Raw genomic sequence first — 23,805 nt, forward strand, 5'->3', positions numbered from 1 at the left:
ATATGCTTATGAAACTATATGATATATCCTTCTAAGATTATGTATCATGTTTGATTATTCTAATGAACCATAAGATATTGTTATGAGGTAGTGTGATGAAAACAATTTTAATTACCGGCTTTGATCCATTCGGCGGTGAACCTATTAATCCCGCTTGGGAAGCGGTAAAAACAATGGATGGTTATACTGATGGTGACTACAAGGTAGTGACTCAAATGGTTCCTACTATTCGTTATAAATCTGTTGATACTGTAAAAGCGGCGGCTGAAGAGTGCCAACCAGATTTCATTCTCTGTGTAGGTCAAGCAGGGGGTCGCCCAGATATTACAGTGGAACGTGTTGCTATTAACTGCGATGACTTCCGCATTCCGGACAATGGAGGCAACCAACCTGAAGATGAACCTGTTGTAGCCGATGGTCCTAGTGCCTATTTTGCAACGTTGCCAATTAAAAACATTGTTAACGCATTGCATCAAAATGGCATTCCTGCAAAGGTTTCTAATACAGCTGGTACCTTTGTATGCAATCACTTGATGTATGGCGTGTGTCATTATGCAGCACAAAAAAGCAATATTAAGGCGGGCTTCATGCACATTCCATACTTGCCATCCCAAGTGGTGGATAAACCAAATCAACCCAGTATGGCTGTTGAAACTGTACGTGCCACATTGGAAACCATCGTTCACGTATTAGCTTATGGTGAAAGCTACAAGGCACAAGATATTAACTATACAACACCTCACGAATAAAAATCTTACCAGTGTAAGTGTTTATTTAATACACATAATCTAAATAAAGCTCGAGTTATATCTAGAAACGATATAACTCGAGCTTTTTATTTTTAATAATCATTATAAAATATAAATACCTACTATTGACATAGGTATTTATATAATGTAATATGGGCTTATAATCATATTGAGTTAGTAGGAATAATTGAGGGATATCACAGAAGCTTTCACCATGAAAAGTGGAATAAAGCTAATGGGGATGATCTCTATAAGGAGTATAGAATGAGTGAACACGTAGATGTAAGTAAAATCAAGGATCCTACCATTGCGGCAGCTCGAAAAGAAGTTGAGTTCCAACGCGCCATGAATCCTTGCCCCATCGATTTTTCTGAGTTTCAATCTAGTAACCCTCGTTCTCAAGGGGAGCAAAAGGAGTATGAAGGTAAAGATGCATCGAATTTTAACCGTCGTCAAAAATATTCTGATAGTGAAGAGCCTCAATTCACAACACCTTTTGGCAGTGAACCAGGGTTTTTACCTGTAGAAAAAGATCGTTACCGCCTTGTATGGTCTAAGCATTGTCCTTGGGCCCATCGCATTGCTATCGCCATCGATTTGCTCGGTCTAGATAAGGTAATCTCTAAAGGTACAGTTGATCCATTGCGTCCAGCAGGTGTTATTGCAGATTGGTTCTTCACCCTTGATAAGGATGAGAAAGACCCTGTATTAGGCATTCACTCCTTAGGTGAAGCCTATCGCAAAGGTGATCCTAACTATGACGCACGTTCCACGGTACCAGCCATTGTAGATGTTACGACTGGTGCCGTAGTAAACAACGACTACCATGCGTTAACAACGGAATTAGCATTGAGCTTTAAAGATTTCATCTCTCCTGAGGCACCAGATATTTATCCAGAGGAATTACGTGCCGATATCGATGCGTTGAACGTTATTATCTACGCTGATTTTAACTTAGCGGTAAACTTGGCAGCTCTCGTAACAAACCAAAAAGATTACGAGTACTACTATGACCGTATCTTTGCTCGCTTGGACTGGCTTGAAGAACGCCTCAGCAAGCAACGTTACTTGATGGGCGATACGATTACCGATTCAGATGTTCGTATTTTCCCAACATTGGCGCGCTTTGACCTCGTATTCTACCAAAAATACTTGGTGAATAAAAAACGTCTCGTAGACTATCCAAACCTATGGAACTATGCGAAGGACTTGTATTCTAATCCAGCATTCGGCGGTACAACAGACTTCGATTCTATGCGTAAACGTTTCTACTATGTAGACCATACACCATTTGAAGATCTACCGCGCCTTGTTCCAAAAGGTCCAGACGACTCCATTTGGTTAGAACCGAATGATCGGGCTGAAAAATTTGGTAAATAAAAACGGCAGTAAATTTATATGTTGTCTGAACTGTATTTAGTAAATCTTTTACTATGAAATCTGATACATTACTGACGAATCAATCGATATATATTTAATTATAGATAACTGAAAGGGAGACTTTATGGATTCTGTAACACAGACGATTGTGAACTACATAGAACAAACGAATGTGACGAACCGTGAAGACCTCCTGTCAGTGGCTCGTATTGCCTTCCTAGATTATCTGGCATCCTTAGCACCAGCAGAGAACGAACAAGCCGTTCAAGACTTAGCTCGCTTTATAGGGGCTAAGTCATCTATAAGCTCGGATGTTAGCCGGGACATGAACTCCAGTGTTTTGAGTGGTAAGGTTATATCAGAGGGCAATACTGGCTTAGCAATAGAGAATGTATCTAAAGCTGATAAGGCTTTGTATTATGGCTTTGCTTCGCATTATCTAGATTTTGATGATGCCCAGGCGAACTTGGCGGGTCATTTCAGTACTGTTTTATATTCTGCTTTATTGGCAGTGCTCGAGCCGACAGATACATGGCACGATTTCCTTCGTGCTTATATCATCGGTGCCGAGCTAGAGGGGATTATTGGTTTCCTTATCAATCCTGAACATCGGACCCAAGGATGGCATTCTACGGGGACCGTTGGTGTCATTGGGGCGGCGGCCGCTATAGGCGCTTTGCGAGGCCTTCATGGTGAAAGCTTGGCTCAGCTCCTGTCTTTGGCTGCTACTCAATCGGCGGGCATGTTCTTTCAAAGTGGTACAGATGGTAAGCCGCTCCATGCGGGACTGGCAGCACGCAATGGTGTGTGGGCTTACGAACTGTTGCAATATACATCACTTCAAACAAGTACAAAACCGTTTGACCCTGAACGGGGTTGGTTTAAAACAATCGGTAATATTACCGTTACATCAAATGACATCGCTAGCCGTTGGTTAGCACCAGGGCAACTTATTGATCCTGGTTTGTGGATGAAAGTCCACCCTTATTGCTCGGCAGCCATTTGTGGCGCTGAAGCAGCTGAAACCGTGGCACATAGACTATATACATCTTCTTCGTATGTGTCTAAACATAACTACCTTTCACCAGATACAGAGGAACAAGATCAATGTAGATTATGTGCCACCCCCGATTTCTCCCTTTGGAAGGATATAGATAGAGTGACTGTTCATTTTCCACCTGGTGCTGATGCGGCCTTGCGTTATACATCGCCAAAAACAGGTCGAGAAGGGCAGTTTTCCATTGAGTATGTCGTGTACCAAGTCTTCGCTTATGGGGAGGTACAGGACGAGTTGTTTAAGATAGATATCATAGACTCATCAGTACGAGACTATATGTCACGAATTGAGCGTGTCTATGATTTACCGAAGGTATCTCAAACGGAGCGGATTACGAAAGTAACCATTACATTGAAAAATGGAGATACTTTTACAGAAACGGTAAATAATCCTAAAGGATCGCCGAAGAATCCTCTTACTATGGAGGATATATGCATTAAATTAGGCCTCACCTTGGAGGCTGACCAAATAGATAGAGTTATTGAGGCTTTTACCAATATAGATAAGGTAGAGTCATTCTTGCAAACATTGCGAAAAGAAGGAGTTTTACATGTTTAATACTAAGAAATTAACGAAATTGTTCGCCATCAGCGCATTGGCACTAGGCGTGCTTGTTGTGGCTGGTTGCGGTGATGATACATCTAAAGAAACAAAGGTGAATCCAGATGCTAAAGTGGTTAACGTAGCTACACGTGGTACAGTTCGTCCTTATTCCTACACAGATGATAACGGCAACCTTACAGGTTTTGACGTAGAGTTGTTGAAAGAAATTGAGCGTCGTAATCCGGATCTTCACTTCAACTTCAAACCAATGGCCGTTGATGCTGCCTTCGTAGCGATGGATGCAGGCCAAGTTGACATGATTGCGAACCAAATGCGTCGCAATCCAACTCGTGAGGCGAAATACTATTACACTAACGAAGTTAACAACTACTCTACACGTAAATTAGTGGTGAAAAACGACCGCAACGACATCTCTAAATTAGATGATTTGAAAGGCAAAAAAATTGCCGTTACCACATCCTCTGAGTTCAACGAATTAGTAAAACAATTCAACGAAACAGCGAATCCGCAAATTGAAGTGATCTATACAGATAAAGCCGGTGCCGAAACATTGAACCTCGTTGCTACCGGTCGTGCCGATGCAGCAGGTGAGTACGAATACGTAATTAACTCTGCTATTAAGGATCGTGGCTTACCACTCAAAGCCGTAGGCGATGTATTGGCAGTAGTACCAACTTATTTCTTGTCTAAACGTACAGATGACATGAAACAAGTAAACGAAAAAATCGATAAAACGATGAAAGAAATGCGTGCTGACGGTACGTTGAAAAAACTTTCTGAACAATATCTTGGTGGGGATTACACATTCGATCCAACACAAAAATAACGAATAGGCCGCCTTGGCGGCCTTATTCTATTATGTCTAGAAACGAGGTGCTACTGTGGGCAAGTATTTTGATGTGTCCTACATGATTCAAGCGTTTCCACAGCTCTTGAATTATGTTCACGTAACGGTGCTCATCACCGTTATTTCTGCCATCTTAGGTGTTATTTGGGGCTCTATCATAGCCATCATTCGCCTCAAGAAGGTACCAGTATTAAACCAATTATTTATTGTCTTTATCTCTTTTATGCGCGGTACGCCGTTCTTGGTACAACTCTTCCTCATTTACTTTGGGGTGCCAGAAATCATGTCCCATATGGGGCTTAACATGAGAAATGTGCCGGGTCTCGTATTCGTGTATGCCGTGTTTACATTGCATATTGCGGCTTATAGTGCTGAAATCATGCGCTCCAGTATTGATGCGGTTGCACCTGGTGAGAAGGAAGCCGCTAAGAGTCTTGGTATGACCGAGTTCCAAAGCTATGTGCGCATTATCTTGCCGCAGGCTTTCACCATGAGTATTCCACCGTTGACGAACCTCGTTATCGGCATGTTGAAAGGGACGGCCCTCATCTTTAACGTCGGCGTTGTGGATATGATGCGTAAGGCAGATCTCATGGGCGGCAATAGCCAGCGCTATCTTGAGTTGTTCGTAGACGCAGCCATTATTTATGGCATTTTAATTATCATCGTGTCCCTCTTGGGCCGATTACTTGAAAAACGTTTTACCGTTGCGGGCAAAGAAACGCAACGCATTTTGATCAGTGAGGAGTAGGGGTTTATGGGACATATTATTGATTCAACCTATATTTATGGCACCTTCTTTGCTGTCATTCCTTATGTGAAAGTAACCCTCATGATTACCTTTCTCAGCGTTGGTTTGGGTACAATCCTAGGGCTATTAAGTTGCGTGCTACAACAAAATAAAGTACCTGTGCTCAGTCAGCTCAGCTACTTGTACGTATTATTGTGCCGTAGTATTCCGAATATGGTTCTCTTATACCTCGTGTACTATGGCTTGCCAATTCTATTCCTCGCCTTAGAGGATCAAACAGGGGTGCATGTGCCGTTTGAAAAGGTGCCAGCTACCTTCGTGGCCGTTGTAGGCTTGACGTTGCATACAGGGGCCTATTTGAGTGAAATCTTTCGGGCTGCCTTACAATCGGTACCGAAAGGGCAAATGGAAGCGGCTCAGGCCATCGGTATGACTTGGTTCCAAGCGTTCCGTCGTATCGTATTGCCACAGGCTACAGTCTTTGCGTTGCCACTATTTACAAATCAGTTCCTTAACACCATGAAGAGTACGAGTATCGTATTTGTCATCACAGTTATTGAACTATTTGGCGCTGCAAAGTTATATACAGAGGAAAATTCACAATATTTTGAGGCCTACATCGTGGTGGCCGGTCTATTCTGGGTGATGGGGATTGCCTTTGAATTTATCTTCCATCGTTTAGAAATCTATGCAAGCAAGTATAAACGAGGTAATGCATTATGATAGATATTAAACAAGTTCACAAATCCTTCGGGAACCGTGAAATTTTAAAGGGCATCGATTTACATGTACCAACGGGGTCTGTAACGGTTATCCTTGGCCCATCCGGCAGCGGTAAGACAACGTTCCTTAGAACGCTTAATTTTCTTGAAAAGGCCGATGCAGGGACAATGCAGTTAAATGATATTTCCGTAGACTTACATAAAGCATCTAATAAGGAAATCTTAAACGTACGCCGTAACACATCCATGGTGTTCCAATCTTATAACTTGTTCTCTAATAAGACCGTTATTGAAAATATTATGGAAGGCCTTGTAACGGTTAAGAAGATGAAGAAATCTCAAGCCCGTGAAATCGCACAACGCTTCCTCAAGGAAGTAGGCATGGAAGGCTATGATGATTACTATCCGGTACAATTATCTGGGGGCCAACAACAACGTATTGGCATCGCTCGTGCCCTTGCGATGGACCCAGAGGTCATCCTCTTTGACGAACCTACCTCTGCTCTCGACCCTGAACTCGTAGGCGAAGTATTGGCTGTTATCCGCAAGATTGCAAAAGAGTTAAAGGTAACGATGATTATCGTAACTCACGAAATTGGCTTTGCCAAAGAAGTGGCCGACCAAGTCGTATTCATGGAAGGCGGCGTTATTGTAGAACAAGGGGACCCTAAGGTTGTTCTTGAACATCCAAAAGAAGAACGAACACGCAAATTCTTGAGCCGTTACCTTACACTTGATAGTGAACAACCTCTAGATAGCGCAGCGTTATAAATAATAATATGTGCTATAAATAATACAGAGCGATAGTAATGCGTGCTATCCTAGTAATATAGACATTAATGGCGACCTAATATCTTTAGAGTTAGGTCGCCTTAAACGAGGTACATAATGAAAGAATTTAGACAATTAACCGTAGATGATGCGGCTGAATATCACGAGGTGTTAATTGCAGGATATGCGGAGAATAAGAACTACCCTATATCCTTCGATGCTATTAACTTTAGCCCAGAAGAATCTCGGGCGTGGATCTTAAAATATCCTGTATTTGGTCTCTATGTAGATGGCTCCTTGGTATGCTCTATTTCATTCCGCATGCCTTGGATACCAAAGGCTACGCCAGATGTATATCCGCACATTGCACACTTTGTGACGGCCCCTGAACATAAGGGACAGGGCTATGCTCGTGAAGTCCTCGCCGAAGCAGAAGACCTATTGCGCAACGTATATAAAACACCAGCCGTAACCCTTGGTACAGCCGCAGAACATCCATGGCTTGCCAAAATGTATGAAGGCTTTGGCTTTAAAGAATATAAACGAACACAACTACCTGGAAAGGTACATACGACCATATTCTTTAAGAAAAGACTGTAATAAGAACTCTAATTTTAAAGTCCTACCATACAAATAGCGACTAGTTAAGATAATCAACTAGTCGCTATTTTATTTTTACATATAGTTACGTTATAATAAATGAAATTGTTTTTGTCTGTGGAGTGTGAATAGTATGTATGAAATCGTAAATGAACCAAATTTAACAATAGCTTTTGATATGGATGTAGAGTTATCTGAATTTGGTGTGTTTGGCGTATATATTAAACGAGGCTATAATATCTGTTCTGGCTATATTGATCCTAGCGATTGGTCCGGAATTCGTAAAGGCTATCAAGAATTAGTCGATTTGTATGAGAAGTGTAAAGGCAAAGCAACCTTTACCCATGTATTAACTGGAGAAGGGGATACCTTAACATTCTCGTTAGATCAAAAGGGTGCATTGGCGATAGATGTTACTATCTGTACTACTTATAATTACAAATGTAATATGACAATTGAAAGTTTAGATCAAACATATTTGCCAAAGTTTATTGAGTTTTTCAAAGAATTTTTGGAACGAGAGCCAAAATAAAAAGAGTCGCATCAAAGGATGCGACTCTTTTTTGTACCCAGTTTCTATTTACAATTATTTTGTAACAACTTTAAGATCTACAGGGATTTTAGCTTCTACAGCTTCGCCTTTGATAACTTTTTGAGCTGTATCAATAGCGATTTTACCCATTTGGTCCGGTTGTTGCGCAATTGTTGCAGCCAATGTGCCGTCTTTAACAGCTTTGTCTGCATCAGCAGTACCGTCAAAGCCTACGATGAAGATTGTTTTGCCTGCGGATTTAGCTGCTTGGATAGCGCCTAATGCCATTTCGTCGTTATGAGCGAAGATAGCTTGTACATCAGGGTTAGCTTGCAAAATGTTTGTTGCTACGTTTAAACCTTTTGTACGGTCAAAGTCAGCACTTTGTTTTGCTACTACTGTTAAGTCTTTGTCAGCTACGTTGTGGAAACCTTGGCCGCGTTCACGTGTGGCGGAAGCACCAGGGATACCTTCGATTTCTGCAACTTTTGCAGCTTTGCCTACTTTTTCAGCGATAAGTTGAGCGGCCATTTCGCCGCCTTTTACGTTATCGGAAGCGATGTGAGCTACTACTTTGCCTTTATCAGCAGAGCGGTCAACAGTGATTACAGGAATGTTTTTAGCATTTGCTGCTTCTACGGAAGTAGAGATAGCTGCAGAGTCTACAGGGTTGATGATCAATACAGAAACGCCGCTTTCAAGTAAGTCGGAAATATCGTTTGCTTGTTTTGCAGGGTCATTTTGAGCATCAACGATTTTAACTTTAAGACCAAGCGCTTTAGCTTGAGCCTCAACGCCTTCCTTCATAGTTACGAAGAATGGGTTGTTCAATGTGGAAACAGAGAAGCCGATTGTGCCGGATTTTTTGTCGCCGCCGTTATCAGCGCTTTTACCACAGCCTGCTACAAGACCGATAACCATGATAGCCATCGCCAACAGTAACAATAGTTTTTTCATAGGAACCTCCTAGGCTTTCTTGCGGTCTGCAAGAACCGCCAATAAAATGACAATACCTTTTACAACTTGTTGATAGAAACTGGAAACGTCGAGAATATTTAACCCGTTGTTGAGGGTACCGATAATGAGGGCACCAATTAATGTGCCAACAATATGACCACGACCACCAGCAAGGCTTGTGCCGCCAAGAACCACCGCTGCAATAGCGTCAAGTTCATAGCCTGCACCTGCTGTCGGTTGTGCAGAGTTAAGACGAGAGGTGATGATTGCACCCGCGATACCACAGAGCATACCGGTTAAGGCATACACGAAGATTTTAACGCGGTTAATCTTGATACCAGCAATGTAACTTACCTTTTCACTACCACCTACGGCGTATGTTTTACGGCCTAAGGATGTGCGGCTCAATACGAACCAAAGGGCGATGAAAGCTAGGAACATTGTGATCGCTGGAACTGGAAGGCCTGCAATATCCCCTTGGCCAAAGCCGTGGAATAGAGGATCTTGAGTAAGACCGGAGATTGGGTTACCGTCTGTGAATACTAGCGTCGCACCACGGTAGATTGTCATGGTCGCCAAGGTAGCGATAAATGGAGCTACGCGGCCATAGGTAATAACGAGACCGTTAATACCGCCCAATACAAGGCCGGCACCTGCGGCTAATACGATAGCTAATACAGGGTCAGTACCAGTTACGATGAGGTTTGCCATCACTGCACTAGAGAGGGCAAGGATGGAACCAACCGATAAGTCGATACCGCCAGTTAAGATGACGAAGGTCATACCGAAGGCGATAATTGCATTGATGGATACTTGGCGCAACAAGTTACGCAAGTTAGAGAATTCAAGGAAACTGTCGTTCATGACAGAGATAATTACAAATAATAGGATGAGGCCGATGAGGGGGCCTAATTTTTTTACATATTGTAGAGCTTTGCTGTCCATTATTGTCCTCCTGTGGCTAATGTCATAATCGATTCTGGTGTTGCATCGCTACGGTCCAAGATACCTGCTACGCGACCTTCATGAATGACCATAACGCGGTCGCTCATGCCGAGCACTTCCGGTAACTCAGAGGACACCATGATAATGGACACACCATCGTTCGTTAATTCGTTCATTAAATCGTAAATATCACGTTTCGCCCCGATATCGATACCCCGTGTCGGTTCATCCATGATGATAATGGATGGTTTTTTACCGACCCATTTTGCGATAACCACCTTTTGTTGGTTACCACCAGATAGGGAGGATGCGGGCTCGTGAATGGATTGAGTTTTAACGCCCAGTTTTTTAGACAATTCGTCAGCAAAAGACGTAAGTTTGCCCTTATCTAGTACATGAGAGGGGCAAATTTCGCCAAGATTCGGCAATGTAATGTTAGAACCAATGGAGAAATCGAGGATCAAGCCTTCGCTCTTTCTATTTTCTGTGATGAAAGCAATGCCCGCTTTGATGGCGTCTTCTGGCTTTTTACAGTTTAGAACGGAGCCGTTTACTGTTACGGTGCCACCTTTGTGTTTATCTACACCGAAAATGGCGCGCATAATTTCTGTACGGCCAGCGCCCATGAGACCTGCTACGCCGAGGATTTCACCTTTGCGCAAGGAGAAGGAAATGTCGTTGTTAAAACCTTCTGGCTTGAGGTTATCAACGCTCATCACCACATCGCCCGGTGTTGTCGTACGAGCAGGGTAGAACTCGTCAATGGAACGGCCTACCATGTGGCGTACCACCTCGTCTACGGAAATCTCAGCTGTAGGTTTAGTGATAATCGTGTGACCATCACGCATAACCGTAATTGTGTCGCATTCGCTAAATACCTCTTCCATGCGGTGAGAGATATATACGATAGCCACGCCACGTTCTTTCGTTTTGCGCATCATGTTGAACAATGTCGCCGTTTCACGCTCTGTAAGGGCTGCAGTTGGTTCGTCCATGATGACAACCTTTGCATCTAACATCAAGATGCGAAGAATTTCCGTCATTTGTTGGTGCCCAACAGAACAAAAACCTGCTTCAGTCGTGAGCGGTAATTCGATGCCTAATTCGTGGCATATATGCTCCGCCTCAGCAAGCATTGCTTTTTTATCGAGCATGCCAAATTTGTTGCGCTTTGGTCTCATTAAATATAGATTTTCTAACAATGTTAGATTTGGCCAAATGTTAAGCTCTTGGTGGATGAAGGCCACACCGTTTAGCTCGGCCTCTCTCGGATTTGGGAAGGTGCGCTCTACGCCGTCGATGGTGATGGTACCAGCGTCTGCCTTGTGAATACCGGTGAGGATATTCATGAGGGTGGACTTGCCGGCCCCATTTTCGCCCATCAAGGCGTGAACCTCGCCCTCCTTGAGGGTAATACTTACATCGCGCAACACTTGGTTAGTACCAAATGCCTTCGCAATGCCTGACATAACAATTTCCATAACTACTCCTATATGATTGGTGAAAGTATCTCTAATCTATTATTCTACGGACGATCGCTGAAAATACAATCGGCGCGCAAGATGATATTGGCATACGGAGATGCTTCACCAGTTCTAATAATGCACTTGCATTGTTTTGTGGCTTCTTTGAAAGCTTCATGGCTCGTTTCAATCCATTCGTATTGATCAGATGGGAAGGTAGACTCCAAGAAGTCATAAGCCTTAGGATTATTTTCTTTAATTTCTGTTGCCACATGAACTGCTTCGGATTTCATATGCTTTGCGATGATGGATACTACTTGCTCAAAGCTAGGTACACCAAAATCCAAGGCTAAATCAATTTTTTGAACCCCTTCAGGTACCGGTAAGCCACAATCAGAGATACAAATTGTATCTGTGTGACCAAGATCTGCCAAAACCTTAGCAATATGGCTATTTAAAATACCGTGTCGTTGCATAAATAACTCCTTATCTATTCCGATGGCTGAGGCTATAGAGCCTTAGTCATTAACTCTCTTTGCTATATAGAGGACAGTTGCATTCATTGCTTGAAGAACGTATAGTTTGGATTGAATAGGCCTTTCAAAGCGACTTTGGCCCTGCGAAGGCAGACCCTGCCAGTGGAGCTTTGAAAGACCGGTTCAATCTATACGTGTTCTGCTAAGAATGCAGCGACCTCGTCTTTTGTTGGCATGCCACCTTGAGCCCCCAAGCGTTGGATGGAGAGGGCAGCTGCTGCATTGCCGTAGTGTAGAGCATCGGCTAAGCTTTTACCATTAACAATAGCCGTTGCAAAGGCGCCGTTAAAAGTATCGCCAGCGCCTGTTGTATCTACGGGCTCAACCTTGAAGCCAGGTACGATGTGGATTTCACCGTTGTCCGCATATCCTACGCCCTTGCTACCAAGGGTAACGATGATTTTATTTTCGTTAGCTAGTAAGGTCTCCTCTGTAGATTGGTTAGGGTAGAGCGCAGATAGCTCATGTTCGTTTGGCGTAATATAGGTTGCTAATTTTAACCATTCCGAATCGAGGTCGGCTGCAGGAGCAGGATTTAAGAGGACTTTCACATTAGCCTCGTGACAACGACGAACGATGTATTCAATAGTTGGAATAGGAATCTCGTTTTGAACCATTACAAGATCGGCTTGCTCAATGGCAGACCAAGCGTTATCTACTACGGACTGGTCTACCTTAGCATTAGCTCCTGCAATCACGATGATGCTATTATCGCCTTCAGCTAATGTAATGTGTGCTGTACCGGTTGTAGTATTCGGTACCGTAACGATGTAATCTGTATTGATGAAATTTTCTTTTAAATTATCTAAAATCATTTGGCCGTATGCATCTTCACCGATACAGCCGACCATCGTGACCTCTGCACCTAGACGAGCCGCAGCCACCGCTTGGTTTGCGCCCTTGCCACCGTGAGCGATGTGCAATTCGTTGCCCATAATTGTTTCGCCTGCAGTAGGGCGTTTATCCGCGAGGACTACAATATCCATGTTGCAACTGCCAATAACAACAATGCGATTCATAATAACTCCTTAATAAGCCTCTACCCTAACTGGGACTAAAAATGACCATCATTTATTTTTATACATAAAACTTAGGGTGTTTTATACAATAAGTTGCATATATAAATATAATTGATAATCTAAGAGGCATTTGCTTTCACATACCTATAAGTGTATATTAATCATTTATTAGTATAGCGTAAATACGTGAGTTTATCTATATAAATATCTATAAAATGTAGGAATAAAAAAGGTATACCCAAAATCTATGTTACATGAGTAAAAATGTACCGATTAGATTTAGGATATACCACTTTGAAGGGTATTTAATTTTTAAAGAAGCACTGGTTTAGTTCAAATGTTATAATCCGTTTAGTATATTTACATAATCCTGTCGTTGATCAAGTATAGAGATTAAATAAATAGTTCTAGTTTCCTCTACAACTGTGTAGAAAATAATAAGCTTTTCTAAAATCAACATTCGAAAGTCACTGTCATTAAGTGCTCTAATTTTAGGTGTAGTCCCCATATATGGATGGTTCATAAGATTTGAAATTGAATTTTGAATATTTTCTTTTACTTGTATAGCTGTTTCTTTTGAAAACTGCATAGCTATATAAAGTATTTGTTGATGTAGCTCTTTATTGAACTTTTCAGTAGGAATGATTGTGTAGGGTTGGGATTTCATAGAGTTACCCCATTTGATCTAGCATTTTATCGATACTGTTGAAAGCTTCATCAAGTGTAGTGGTGCGACCTTGAATGATATCGTTTTGTCCTTCTACAAGAGAGGATAATAATTCTATTTTTGACTTTAACATATTATATGTATTATAGCCGAGACTTACGGTATCTCCACGACCATTTACAGTAATAATGGCAGCCTCATCTTTAAGTTGTAAGGTTTTAGAAATTTCAGGATACTTATTTCGTAAATCAGAGGATGGACGAATTGTTTCGCGTAATATTCCCATAGTTATCTCCTCATAGTTTTAAAAGTATTTGTTCATCATTCTTATACTGTAATTATATCATTTAAACGATATAATTGCAGTATACAAATATATATATGAGATATTTAATTCAAATGAGGTTAACTAGATACTTTAATCATAAAATGATATATAAAAAGACTATCTTCAAGCGTATTGAAGATAGTCTTGTATTGGTATATAGTATTTTCTCTTTTTTACAAAATATTTATTTATATATTAGTGAAAGCTTGGTTTGTCATAGTGTGTACCTGGTTCACCTACACCGATGCTTGTGCGGTGGAAAGGCGTTTCATCCGCAGCGTGTAAGATATCAAAGATGGCTTTTACCACTGCTTCGCGTGAAACCTGGGCATCGTTGAATTGAGCTCCTTCAGGGATGAGTTCGTAATCGGTTTTCTCTGGATCATTGTAGAGCCATGTGAGGCGCAAGATGGTGTAATTTAAATTGGATTCGCGCAATACGTTGCGTGCTTGGCGCTCACCTTGAACATAGCTAATCGGTAAGTTGTCGAAGGTCCATTTTTCAAGTGCTACAGGGAATTCACCAGAAAGCCCAGCCATGGACACACCGATAACACGGCGTATATTTTTGCGGCTCAACGCTTTCACGATGGACGCCATATCACTGCCAGACTCCATAGCACCTACAAATACAACCTCCGCATTTGTTACAGCTTGTTCTAATTTTCCAGGATTTTGGAACGAACCTTCAATCACTGTAACGCGTTCATGGTCGATAATCTCTGGAGGTATACGTGTTTTCAACTGACGACCATATAATGTAATGTGCATATCTGTATATGTTAATAGTGTAGCAGTCAACTTTTGAGCTATTTGGCCCGCAGCTCCTAAAATCGTAATATACTTATACATAAAAAAGACCTCCTATGTTCGGGCATAAATATTTAATGAAATTTTAACATACATATATGACAAATACGTGAGAAAAAATTATAAAAATCTTTGTATTATTTTCGTAATTTAATTGATGCTTAACATTTCATTTGTTGTTTTTAGCTGTGCAAATCGATTCCGCCAAATCTTTTCTTTGTAAAAGGATAGGATTGTATCGGCTGGTAGATACTCATTATCAAAGGTTGAGATAGCATCTTCGACGATGGTGATATTATAACCATACTCAAAGCCTACTTTCACAGATGTATCAATGCAAAATTCCACTTGCATTCCTACAAATGTTACATCGGTAATATTTTTTCGGTTTAAATATTCCTTTAATTCAGTATCCTTGAAGATGCTATTGTAATATTTATTGAAAATCTTTTCGTTTTCTTGCGGTTTTAATTCGTGATAGACTTGCCAATTATCACTACCCGTTGCTAATAAGCCTTCATCTTCAGAATGCCTGATAAAAATGACTTCTATATTTTGATCTCTAAAATGTTGAATGATTGCTTTTGTATTTGAGATAAAGTTTTTCGCATTGTAAGGGTTTTCCTTAACTAAGCCTTCTTGAATATCGATTACGATTAATGCCTGTGCCATTATGAACCTCCCTGATAAGGTAAAAGATGAGTTTATTATAATTATAGTGAAATACTAAATAATATATGGAGATTATAATAATTATACACCAAGATAGAGGAGGTATTTATTATTGCCTTTAGACTGGTTCGCGACGTAGTCGCGAATTATAAAACCATCCACTATGCGGGTGCGGCAACAAAAGTTATACAAAAAGTCACTTTGCTTAAGTAGAATGTAGGTGTTTAAGCCATATTATATGTAAAAGAAAGATGATTTTTCAATAGAGTAGAATATATTTAAGAAGTGGTATAATTGTATATATAAATTTTGCTTTTGGTTTGTGTGTGGTTGGTTATTTTGAAGGGAGCGACTGTATGTCAGATGGTCCGTTTTTAACACCAAGAGAACAGATAGAGCATAGTATATCCAAAGGTATTACCTTTGATAATATTACTGAAGTGGAAGCAGAACAATATTTAGTAGAGAATAATAACTACTTTAAACTTAGAGCCTTTAGGAAGAACTTCTTAAAATCCTCAAAATCTGGAAAATATGTAAATTTAGATTTTAGCTATTTAATAGATTTAGCATGTATTGATAATAGATTGAGACGAATCATGTTAGAAATGGCTATAGGGATTGAGCATTTTTCCAAAGTTCATTTATTATCTATTTTACAGCAGAATAATATTGATCCCTATGATGTAGTTGAGGAATATATGAATCAGCTAGAGAAATCTAATTTTGAACAATTACAGCATGACTTATGGAAAAATAGTGGTAGCTTATATTGTGGTAATTTATATGCTAAATATATTGATGATCAAAATAAACGTTGTCCAGTATGGGCTTTTCTAGAAATGATTTCCTTTGGACAGTATTTATACTTCTACAAATATTGTGCAGAATTATTGCAAAATATTGAGATTACAGAACGATTATACTTAATGTATACAGTTAAAAGTTTGCGGAATGCATGTGCTCATAATAATTGTATTATCAATGATATAAATTCTACACATAATAAACGTATTAATGCTGATTTACAACGTGAATGTGCTAAATTTATAAAATCACCATCAAGTAGACGTAGACATTTGGGACATATTTCTACCTATCAAATCTTAACTACGATGTATGCTCATCAAAGAATATGTATTAGTACTGGTGTTCATAAACATATATGTGGTGAATTAGATGAACTTAAGAAACGCTTTTTTCGAGATAATGATTATAGGTTGAATGATAATATAAAAGCTACATTTGATGTGCTTATTAGAGCTATTGACACATGGTTCCACATAAGGTAATATTTAAGTACATAGAAAAACCATTTTTGGTTTCAAGCGGCAGCATCGTTAATTCGGTGTTGCTTTATTTTTTATATAGGCGCCCTCAAGGGTGCTTTTTTGTTGTATTGAAATCTATAAAAGTGGTATAGAGCTTTTGCTTGCAATGGTATAATACACATAACAACTGGTATTACTTGAGGTGGCATATGGATAAACAGCAATTAGCAAATAAAATTTGGGAATCAGCCAATAAATTGCGCTCTAAAATTGAGGCGAATGAGTATAAAGATTATATATTAGGATTCATGTTTTATAAGTTTTTGTCTCAAAAAGAGGAAGAGTTACTACGTACACAGTATCAAATAGCAAAAACTGAATATAAATCTGTTTTAGTAGAATCAAATGTAGAATTGCGTGATGCTATTCGAGATGATTTGTACTATTTTATACCATATAATCATTTGTTTTCTACATGGATTCAGGATGGTAATCAGCTTGATGTAGGTAGAGTACAAGATGCATTAAATTCTTTTGAACGATTATTGAATGATCAATATAACCGGATATATAAAGGTATCTTTGATACATTGCAATTAGGTTTAACTAAGTTAGGCGATAACTCTGGTGCCCAATCCAAAGCTATTCAACAATTAATCTTATTGATTGATGAAATACCAATGGATGGCTCTCAAGATTATGATGTCTTGGGATTTGTATATGAATATCTGATTTCGAATTTTGCTGCCAATGCAGGTAAAAAAGCGGGTGAATTCTATACGCCTCATGAAGTTTCTGTTTTGATGTCAGAAATTATAGCTCATCATTTACAGGGCCGAAATGAAATTTCAATTTATGACCCTACAAGTGGATCAGGCTCTTTGTTGATTCATATTGGTAAAAGTATTGCAAAATATAGAAGAGATAAAAATAGTATTAAATACTATGCTCAAGAGCTAAAAGAAGCAACGTATAATTTGACGAGAATGAACCTCATCATGCGTAATATTCAACCATCTAACATCATGGTTAGAAACGCAGATACATTAGAGGATGATTGGCCTTATTTTGATGAAGCAGACCCTCAACAAACGTATAATCCGTTATACTTAGATGCTGTTGTATCAAACCCTCCATATTCTCAACACTGGGATCCCAAGGGAAAAGAAAATGATCCTAGATACAGTCGATTTGGGTTAGCACCTGCTACAAAAGCTGACTATGCTTTTGTACTTCATGATCTATATCATTTAAGACCAAATGGTATTATGACAATCGTATTGCCACATGGTGTATTGTTCCGTGGGGATAGTGAAGGAGAAATTCGTAAGGCTCTTATTGATAATAATCATATTGATGCAATTATTGGTTTGCCAGCTAATATTTTCTTTGGTACAAGCATCCCGACAATCATTATGGTATTGCGTCAGAAGAGAGAGAATCAGGATGTACTAGTTATTAATGCTTCAGAATATTTTGTGAAAGCTAATAAGAATAACAAGTTGCAGGCATCAGATATTCGTCGCGTTATAGATGCTTATTGTAAGAGAGAAACGATTGCTGGATATTGTACCGTTGTATCTCGTGATGAGATTATAAGTAATGATTACAATTTAAATATTCCTCGCTATGTGGACACATCTAAAAATGATGAAATATATGATATATATGGTATTGTTCATGGGGGGATTCCATATAATGAGATAGAAAAATTATCCCTATATTGGAATGTGTTTGAAGGACTTGATAAAGAAATTTTTAAACAAGGTCAAGATGGATACTATTCATTGGTAGAGGGGAATATTGCTAAGATTGTACAGGATTATCCTGCTGTAAATGCATTTACAGACTCCTTGGGGTTAAAGATTGATCATTATATAGAACACGTCTCGCAGTCTGTTATTGATAATTTTAAAGTTGGAATGGATGAAACTGTTTGGCATACCTTGTCAAACGAGTTATTTGAACAATTTTCTAATATACCATTAATCGACACATATGATATCTATCAAATTATGAGTGATAATTGGTCTAAAATTACATTAGATATCGATAAGATGGGATATAATGGTAAAGCCTTGGTTGCTTCTGTAGAGCCCAATATGGTAATGAAAAAGAAAAAAAATAAACAAGTAGAGGTTCAAGACGGGTGGAAAGGGGCTATTGTTCCTTTTGAATTAGTACAAGAATTATATTTGCAGAATGAACTTTCAAATGTAACGCATATAGAGAATGAACTTGAAGCAATTAAAGAGCGAATCGCTGAACTTGCTGAAGCTGTACCAATGGACTATCAAGATATGGAATTCCTGAATGATGATAGAACTGGGTTTGTGAAGACGCCATTGAACGCCGCTGTTAAGATTTATAAAGATGAACCAGAATTATACCCATTATTAAAGGCTGTTAAAGATTTATATGCTGAAGAAACAAAATTAAAAAAATGTCAGAAAGAGGCTGTAGCTGAGTTAGCTGATGCTACAAAATATTGTATGGAGAATCTTACTGATGAACAAATAGATGAATTGTTATATCAACATTGGATTGTGCCAGCAATAAATGAACTAAAAGCGTATTCAAAAAAGGTCATCAATGATTTTGTTCAATGTTTAAGTGCTTTATCCAATAAATATGGAACTTCACTACAATCAATTGATAATGATATTAGAGTTGTAGAGCAAGAGTTGATTACATTATTGCGTGAGTTAGAAGCTAATGACGATATGGGGATATCCGCCTTATTAGAATTGTTAGGAGCAAAATGATGAATACTAATAAAAAAACTCCTAAGTTACGATTTAAAGGCTTTACTGATGATTGGGAACAGCGTAAGCTAAATGATTTTGGAATAGCGACAGGTGGAACATCAATTGAATCAGAATTTGTTGATGGAGGAACTTATAAAGTTATTAATATTGGTAGTTATTCAGAAGAATCAGTTTATAATGATCAAGGATTAAGGGTTAATAAGACAGACAAAACTAAGTCTAGGATTCTTAATAAATATGATTTAACAATGATCTTAAATGATAAGACCGCTTCAGGGAATATAATTGGCCGGGTACTATTAATCGATCAAGATAATACATATGTATATAATCAGCGAACAGAACGAATTGAGGTTGATACAAAGAATTTTCTTCCTATGTTTTTATACCATATGTTAAATGCACCAGAACAAAGAAAATATATTGTTAAAGCGAGTCAAGGTAATACCCAAATTTATGTGAATTGGTCAACTATTAGTAATATTGATTATATGATTCCACAACTCCTATTAGAGCAAGAGAAAATAGCAAATCTTTTTTCTTTGATTAATAAAGATATTACCCTTCATCAGCGTAAGCTTGAGAAACTGAAATTAAATAAGAGTGCACTTTTACAAAAATTATTCCCTCAAAAAGGATGTACGATTCCAGATGTTAGATTCAAAGGATTTACTGATGCTTGGGAACAGCGTAAGTTGGGTGATGTAGCAATTATTACTGGGGGAGGAACTCCAAGCACTAATGTTCCTGAATATTGGAATGGAGATATTGATTGGTATTCTCCAGTAGAAATAGGTAAGAATCGCTATGTTAGTAAAAGTACTCGAAAAATAACAAAGTTGGGTCTAGAGAAAAGTTCTGCTAAATTACTTCCAATTGGAACTGTTTTATTCACATCAAGGGCAGGTATAGGTAATACAGCAATTTTACAAGCTGAAGGGTGTACAAATCAGGGGTTTCAATCGATTACTCCTGATTCAAAAGAATTAGATACGTATTTTTTATATACTATGACACCGAGATTAAAGCGTTATGGAGAAGTAACTGGTGCAGGATCAACCTTTGTTGAAGTTTCTGGTAAACAAATGGAAAAGATGAGTTTAGTACTCCCTTCATTAGAGGAACAAAAACAAATAGGCCGATTTTTTAGGACTATAGATGATTCTATTACCCTTCATCAGCGTAAATTGGATTGCCTTATATCAATAAAAAAAGGTTTACTTCAACAGTTATTTGTGTAGATTTAATAGATTAGGTGAATTATGATTTTTACAAAAGAATCTGATTTTGAATTAGCCCTTATTCAGCAGTTATCTAATCATGGTTGGGAAGCAGAGTGTATTGAATATCCAACAGAAGAGGCGCTTGTAAAGAATTGGGCAGATATTATTTATAAAAATAACTGTTCTCCTGACAAGCTAGATAAATATCCGTTGACTGATAGCGAGATGAATCAAATCTTAATGCAAATTAAGATGTTGAAAAGTCCTGCCATGATAAATGATTGGATAAATGGCAAAGTAGTTACTATTAAACGTGATAATCAAGATGATGCGATGCATTTGGGGAAAAATGTATCACTTAAAATTTTTGACCGTAATGAAATTGCTTCTGGACAAAGTGTTTATCAAATAGCACGTCAACCACAATTTAAAGGGCTTAATGATGTTTCTAGAGATAGACGTGGAGACGTCATGTTGCTAATTAATGGGATGCCTGTTATTCATATTGAATTGAAACGTTCAGGTATTCCGGTTGATTTCGCAATTAATCAAATTGATTTATATAATCGTCGTGGTTTGTTCTCTGGATTATTTGCTTTAATACAAATTTTTGTGGCTATGACACCAGAAGAAACGGTATATTTTGCTAATCCTGGAAATGGAGAAGCTTTAAAGTCAGAATTTCAATTTCATTGGGCCGATGTAAACAATGAAATTATAGGGGATTGGACTCAAATTGCCGGAACATTGTTGGCAATTCCTTTAGCACATGAATTATTAGGGTTTTATACAATTCCAGATAGCTCTGACGGTGTCCTCAAAGTGATGCGTAGCTATCAGTATTATGCAGCAAGTCGTATTGCAGATATAGTTAGTAAAGCTGATTGGGGATATACCAGTCCTTTAGGTGGGTATATTTGGCATACAACAGGATCTGGTAAAACTATGACATCGTTTAAAACGGCGCAGATTATTGCGAGTGTAGGAGATGCTGATAAAATCGTATTTCTTGTGGACCGTGTTGAATTAGGAACACAGTCTTTGCAGGCATATCAAGGGTTTGCCGACTCTGCTACATCCGTAGAAGGTACAGAAAGTGGTACTGTATTACTGAAAAAACTAGATAGCATTGAACCAAAGGATATGATAATTGTTTCCTCTATTCAAAAGATGAATCAATTATCTAAAGATGATACACGCGATGATATGTTAAACCGTGTTAAAGGAAAACGGTTGGTTTTTATTTTTGATGAATGTCATCGCAATACTTTTGGCGATATGTTGAGAGCAATTAAAGAAACATTCCCACATGCTTTATTATTTGGGTTTACAGGCACGCCAATTTTTAAAGATAATGCAAAGAAAACATTAGCGACTGCCGATTTATTTGGTGATGAATTGCACCGGTATAGTATTTCTGATGGTATTCGAGATAAAAATGTGTTAGGGTTTGATATTACATCGGTGCCAACATATAGTGATGAAGATTTACGTAATGCAGTTGCATTACGTGAGGTTGGCGCTAATACCGTTAGTGATGTTATGGAATCTCCCGAAAAACGAGAAGCCTATTACCATTTTATAAATGATGTACCTATGGTTCGAGATTATGAACATGGATATACAAGAGGTATTGAGGATTATATAGAAAATGGGCATTATGATAATGATGACCATCGTAGAGCTGTAATTGAAGATATTCATGGTAAATGGTTGGTACAAAGTTATAAAGGATTATTCCATGGTATTTTAGCAACCCATAGTATATCTGAAGCGATTTCTTACTATCGATTGTTTAGACGGAGTGCACCTAATTTAAAAGTAGTGGCCTTATTTGACCCTACTGTAGATGGTGAAATGGATCCTACAACCGCTGTTATTAAAGATGAAGCATTGGAAGAAATCTTAGAGGATTATAATACATATTTCAATCAAAAATTTACTGCATCAAGTTATGCTTCATTTAAGCGTGATGTTTGTGCTAGACTTGCGCATAAGCTGCAATATCGTTCTAATGATGTAGAAATTGATACAGATAAATACATTGATGTTGTAATTGTCGTTAAACAATTACTGACAGGTTTTGATTCAAAATATGTAAATACACTATATGTTGATAAAATTATGGCTTATGAAGAAATAGTACAAGCTTTCTCTAGAACAAACCGTTTATATGGTCCAGAAAAACCATTTGGTAGCATTAGATATTATCGTAAGATACATACTATGTCTCGTAATATTCAAGATGCTTTTAGGTTATATTCTGGATCGGTACCTGAAGGGTTATATGCAGATAAAAAAGATCAGAATATTCGCAAAATGAATGTTATAGTAGAGGATATTTCAGATTTATTTATATCAGAAGGCATAGAATACTATTCAAAATTACCGGATAATATAGCGAGTAGACATAAATTTGGACGCTTATTCTATCAATTGCGTAGCTTAATGGAAGCTATTCGGCTACAGATGTTTACGTGGCAAAAGAATATTGATGAGAAACTAGGACTAAATTTAGATGAGGAAACGTATAACACATTAGCAGTTCGATATGGCGAATTATTTAGTTCTAGTACACCTGATGGTAAATCTAATCCAGTGATTCCTTTTGATATAACTGCCAAAGCTCATAAGCAAGAATCTATTCGGATTGATGCTGATTATATGAATAAAAATTTTGAGAAGTATATAAGAGCATATAATATTGATGACTTTGATAGTACTTTAATTGATCAATTAAGAATGATGCTTCATAAAAGCTTTGCTCAATTATCTCAAGAAGAACAACGTGCTGCTAGACAAATTTTGGTTGATATAGAACATAAGCGGTTAGTTGTTGACGAGAATAAGACATTGACTGATTATATCAATGAATATATGAATGTCGATTGGAACGCGAAGATACAGTATTGTATTAATTTGTTGGGTGTTGATGAAGCTAAGTTGAGGGCATTGTTAAATGCTCATGTTAATGAAACTAACATTGATGAATATGGACGCTTTAATGAGTTGATTTCCACTGTAGACATCGAGCGAGCTAAACAAAATTTAGGAATTGTAGATCAACCTCATTGGAAATGTATTATTAAAATTAAAAATATACTTAGGGAGTTTGTTATTTATAATAAGCTTGATGGTTATAAATCGTAAATTTGCTTTAGAGTATATTATAA

At 38.4% G+C, this 23,805-nt stretch carries 22 protein-coding genes; 13 read left to right on the forward strand and 9 right to left on the reverse strand.

The genetic code is table 11. The annotated features are described in order from the left end of the window. Nucleotides 1-95 precede the first annotated feature (95 nt). From pcp to VPHSUH08_RS04250, 9 genes are all read left to right on the forward strand, one after another. On the forward strand, nucleotides 96-749 hold the full coding sequence (gene pcp, locus VPHSUH08_RS04210) for a pyroglutamyl-peptidase I (protein WP_105086816.1): 654 nt from the start codon (nucleotides 96-98) through the stop codon (nucleotides 747-749). Between the two features lie 264 nt (nucleotides 750-1,013). Beyond that, nucleotides 1,014-2,129, forward strand: a complete 1,116-nt coding sequence (locus VPHSUH08_RS04215; RefSeq protein WP_105086817.1) for a glutathione S-transferase C-terminal domain-containing protein — start codon at nucleotides 1,014-1,016, stop codon at nucleotides 2,127-2,129. Between the two features lie 124 nt (nucleotides 2,130-2,253). Continuing rightward, on the forward strand, nucleotides 2,254-3,744 hold the full coding sequence (locus VPHSUH08_RS04220; RefSeq protein ID WP_105086818.1) for an MmgE/PrpD family protein: 1,491 nt from the start codon (nucleotides 2,254-2,256) through the stop codon (nucleotides 3,742-3,744). Beyond that, nucleotides 3,737-4,576, forward strand: coding sequence for a transporter substrate-binding domain-containing protein (locus VPHSUH08_RS04225; RefSeq protein ID WP_105086819.1), 840 nt, complete (start codon nucleotides 3,737-3,739; stop codon nucleotides 4,574-4,576). Before VPHSUH08_RS04220 ends, VPHSUH08_RS04225 begins: the two co-directional genes overlap by 8 nt. Before the next feature lie 55 nt (nucleotides 4,577-4,631). Then, nucleotides 4,632-5,348 carry an amino acid ABC transporter permease gene (locus tag VPHSUH08_RS04230; protein WP_105086820.1) on the forward strand — a complete coding sequence of 239 codons (717 nt, stop codon included), beginning with the start codon at nucleotides 4,632-4,634 and terminating at the stop codon, nucleotides 5,346-5,348. A 6-nt stretch (nucleotides 5,349-5,354) separates the two neighbouring features. Further along, nucleotides 5,355-6,071, forward strand: coding sequence for an amino acid ABC transporter permease (locus tag VPHSUH08_RS04235; protein WP_105086821.1), 717 nt, complete (start codon nucleotides 5,355-5,357; stop codon nucleotides 6,069-6,071). After that, nucleotides 6,068-6,841: an amino acid ABC transporter ATP-binding protein gene (locus tag VPHSUH08_RS04240; protein ID WP_101928632.1), complete on the forward strand. Its 774-nt coding sequence runs from the start codon at nucleotides 6,068-6,070 to the stop codon at nucleotides 6,839-6,841. The genes VPHSUH08_RS04235 and VPHSUH08_RS04240 overlap by 4 nt, the downstream gene beginning before the upstream one ends. 117 nt (nucleotides 6,842-6,958) lie before the next feature. Beyond that, entirely contained in the window at nucleotides 6,959-7,441 is a 483-nt protein-coding gene (locus tag VPHSUH08_RS04245; protein ID WP_105086822.1) for a GNAT family N-acetyltransferase, read from the forward strand. Between the two features lie 133 nt (nucleotides 7,442-7,574). Further along, entirely contained in the window at nucleotides 7,575-7,973 is a 399-nt protein-coding gene (locus VPHSUH08_RS04250) for a hypothetical protein (protein WP_004694245.1), read from the forward strand. Between the two features lie 54 nt (nucleotides 7,974-8,027). Here VPHSUH08_RS04250 and rbsB read toward each other — a convergent pair whose 3' ends face one another. From rbsB to VPHSUH08_RS04295, 9 genes are all read right to left on the reverse strand, one after another. After that, nucleotides 8,028-8,930: a ribose ABC transporter substrate-binding protein RbsB gene (rbsB, locus tag VPHSUH08_RS04255; protein WP_004694244.1), complete on the reverse strand. Its 903-nt coding sequence runs from the start codon at nucleotides 8,928-8,930 to the stop codon at nucleotides 8,028-8,030. Between the two features lie 9 nt (nucleotides 8,931-8,939). Further along, nucleotides 8,940-9,875, reverse strand: a complete 936-nt coding sequence (locus VPHSUH08_RS04260) for an ABC transporter permease (protein ID WP_105086823.1) — start codon at nucleotides 9,873-9,875, stop codon at nucleotides 8,940-8,942. After that, nucleotides 9,875-11,356 (reverse strand): sugar ABC transporter ATP-binding protein, encoded by a 1,482-nt coding sequence (locus tag VPHSUH08_RS04265; RefSeq protein ID WP_105086824.1) that lies wholly within the window; start codon nucleotides 11,354-11,356, stop codon nucleotides 9,875-9,877. The genes VPHSUH08_RS04260 and VPHSUH08_RS04265 overlap by 1 nt, the downstream gene beginning before the upstream one ends. Nucleotides 11,357-11,400: 44 nt before the next feature. Beyond that, nucleotides 11,401-11,814 (reverse strand): D-ribose pyranase, encoded by a 414-nt coding sequence (rbsD, locus tag VPHSUH08_RS04270; protein ID WP_101928637.1) that lies wholly within the window; start codon nucleotides 11,812-11,814, stop codon nucleotides 11,401-11,403. 188 nt (nucleotides 11,815-12,002) lie between these two features. Then, complete coding sequence (rbsK, locus tag VPHSUH08_RS04275; RefSeq protein ID WP_105086825.1) at nucleotides 12,003-12,893, reverse strand: ribokinase; 891 nt, start codon at nucleotides 12,891-12,893, stop codon at nucleotides 12,003-12,005. 340 nt (nucleotides 12,894-13,233) lie between these two features. Then, a complete protein-coding gene (locus VPHSUH08_RS04280; protein ID WP_004697718.1) occupies nucleotides 13,234-13,560 on the reverse strand; it encodes a type II toxin-antitoxin system RelE/ParE family toxin in 327 nt (108 codons plus the stop codon). Between the two features lie 4 nt (nucleotides 13,561-13,564). Continuing rightward, nucleotides 13,565-13,846, reverse strand: a complete 282-nt coding sequence (locus VPHSUH08_RS04285; protein WP_004694230.1) for a type II toxin-antitoxin system Phd/YefM family antitoxin — start codon at nucleotides 13,844-13,846, stop codon at nucleotides 13,565-13,567. Between the two features lie 237 nt (nucleotides 13,847-14,083). After that, nucleotides 14,084-14,740, reverse strand: coding sequence for an NAD(P)H-binding protein (locus VPHSUH08_RS04290; protein WP_004694229.1), 657 nt, complete (start codon nucleotides 14,738-14,740; stop codon nucleotides 14,084-14,086). 108 nt (nucleotides 14,741-14,848) lie between these two features. Further along, nucleotides 14,849-15,370 (reverse strand): cysteine hydrolase family protein, encoded by a 522-nt coding sequence (locus tag VPHSUH08_RS04295; RefSeq protein ID WP_105086826.1) that lies wholly within the window; start codon nucleotides 15,368-15,370, stop codon nucleotides 14,849-14,851. A 356-nt stretch (nucleotides 15,371-15,726) separates the two neighbouring features. Between VPHSUH08_RS04295 and VPHSUH08_RS04300 the strand changes: the two genes are divergently transcribed. The 4 genes from VPHSUH08_RS04300 to VPHSUH08_RS04315 all read left to right on the forward strand — a co-directional run bounded on the left by VPHSUH08_RS04300 (nucleotide 15,727) and on the right by VPHSUH08_RS04315 (nucleotide 23,782). Further along, nucleotides 15,727-16,662, forward strand: coding sequence for an Abi family protein (locus VPHSUH08_RS04300; RefSeq protein ID WP_105086827.1), 936 nt, complete (start codon nucleotides 15,727-15,729; stop codon nucleotides 16,660-16,662). Nucleotides 16,663-16,850: 188 nt separating this feature from the next. Then, on the forward strand, nucleotides 16,851-19,406 hold the full coding sequence (locus VPHSUH08_RS04305; RefSeq protein WP_105086828.1) for a type I restriction-modification system subunit M: 2,556 nt from the start codon (nucleotides 16,851-16,853) through the stop codon (nucleotides 19,404-19,406). Continuing rightward, nucleotides 19,406-20,650, forward strand: a complete 1,245-nt coding sequence (locus VPHSUH08_RS09600) for a restriction endonuclease subunit S (RefSeq protein ID WP_105086829.1) — start codon at nucleotides 19,406-19,408, stop codon at nucleotides 20,648-20,650. Before VPHSUH08_RS04305 ends, VPHSUH08_RS09600 begins: the two co-directional genes overlap by 1 nt. A gap of 21 nt (nucleotides 20,651-20,671) precedes the next feature. Beyond that, entirely contained in the window at nucleotides 20,672-23,782 is a 3,111-nt protein-coding gene (locus tag VPHSUH08_RS04315; RefSeq protein ID WP_105086830.1) for a type I restriction endonuclease subunit R, read from the forward strand. The last annotated feature ends 23 nt before the right edge of the window (nucleotides 23,783-23,805 follow it).

It is taken from the genome of Veillonella sp. S13054-11, assembly GCF_002959795.1.
Classification (GTDB): domain Bacteria; phylum Bacillota; class Negativicutes; order Veillonellales; family Veillonellaceae; genus Veillonella; species Veillonella parvula_E.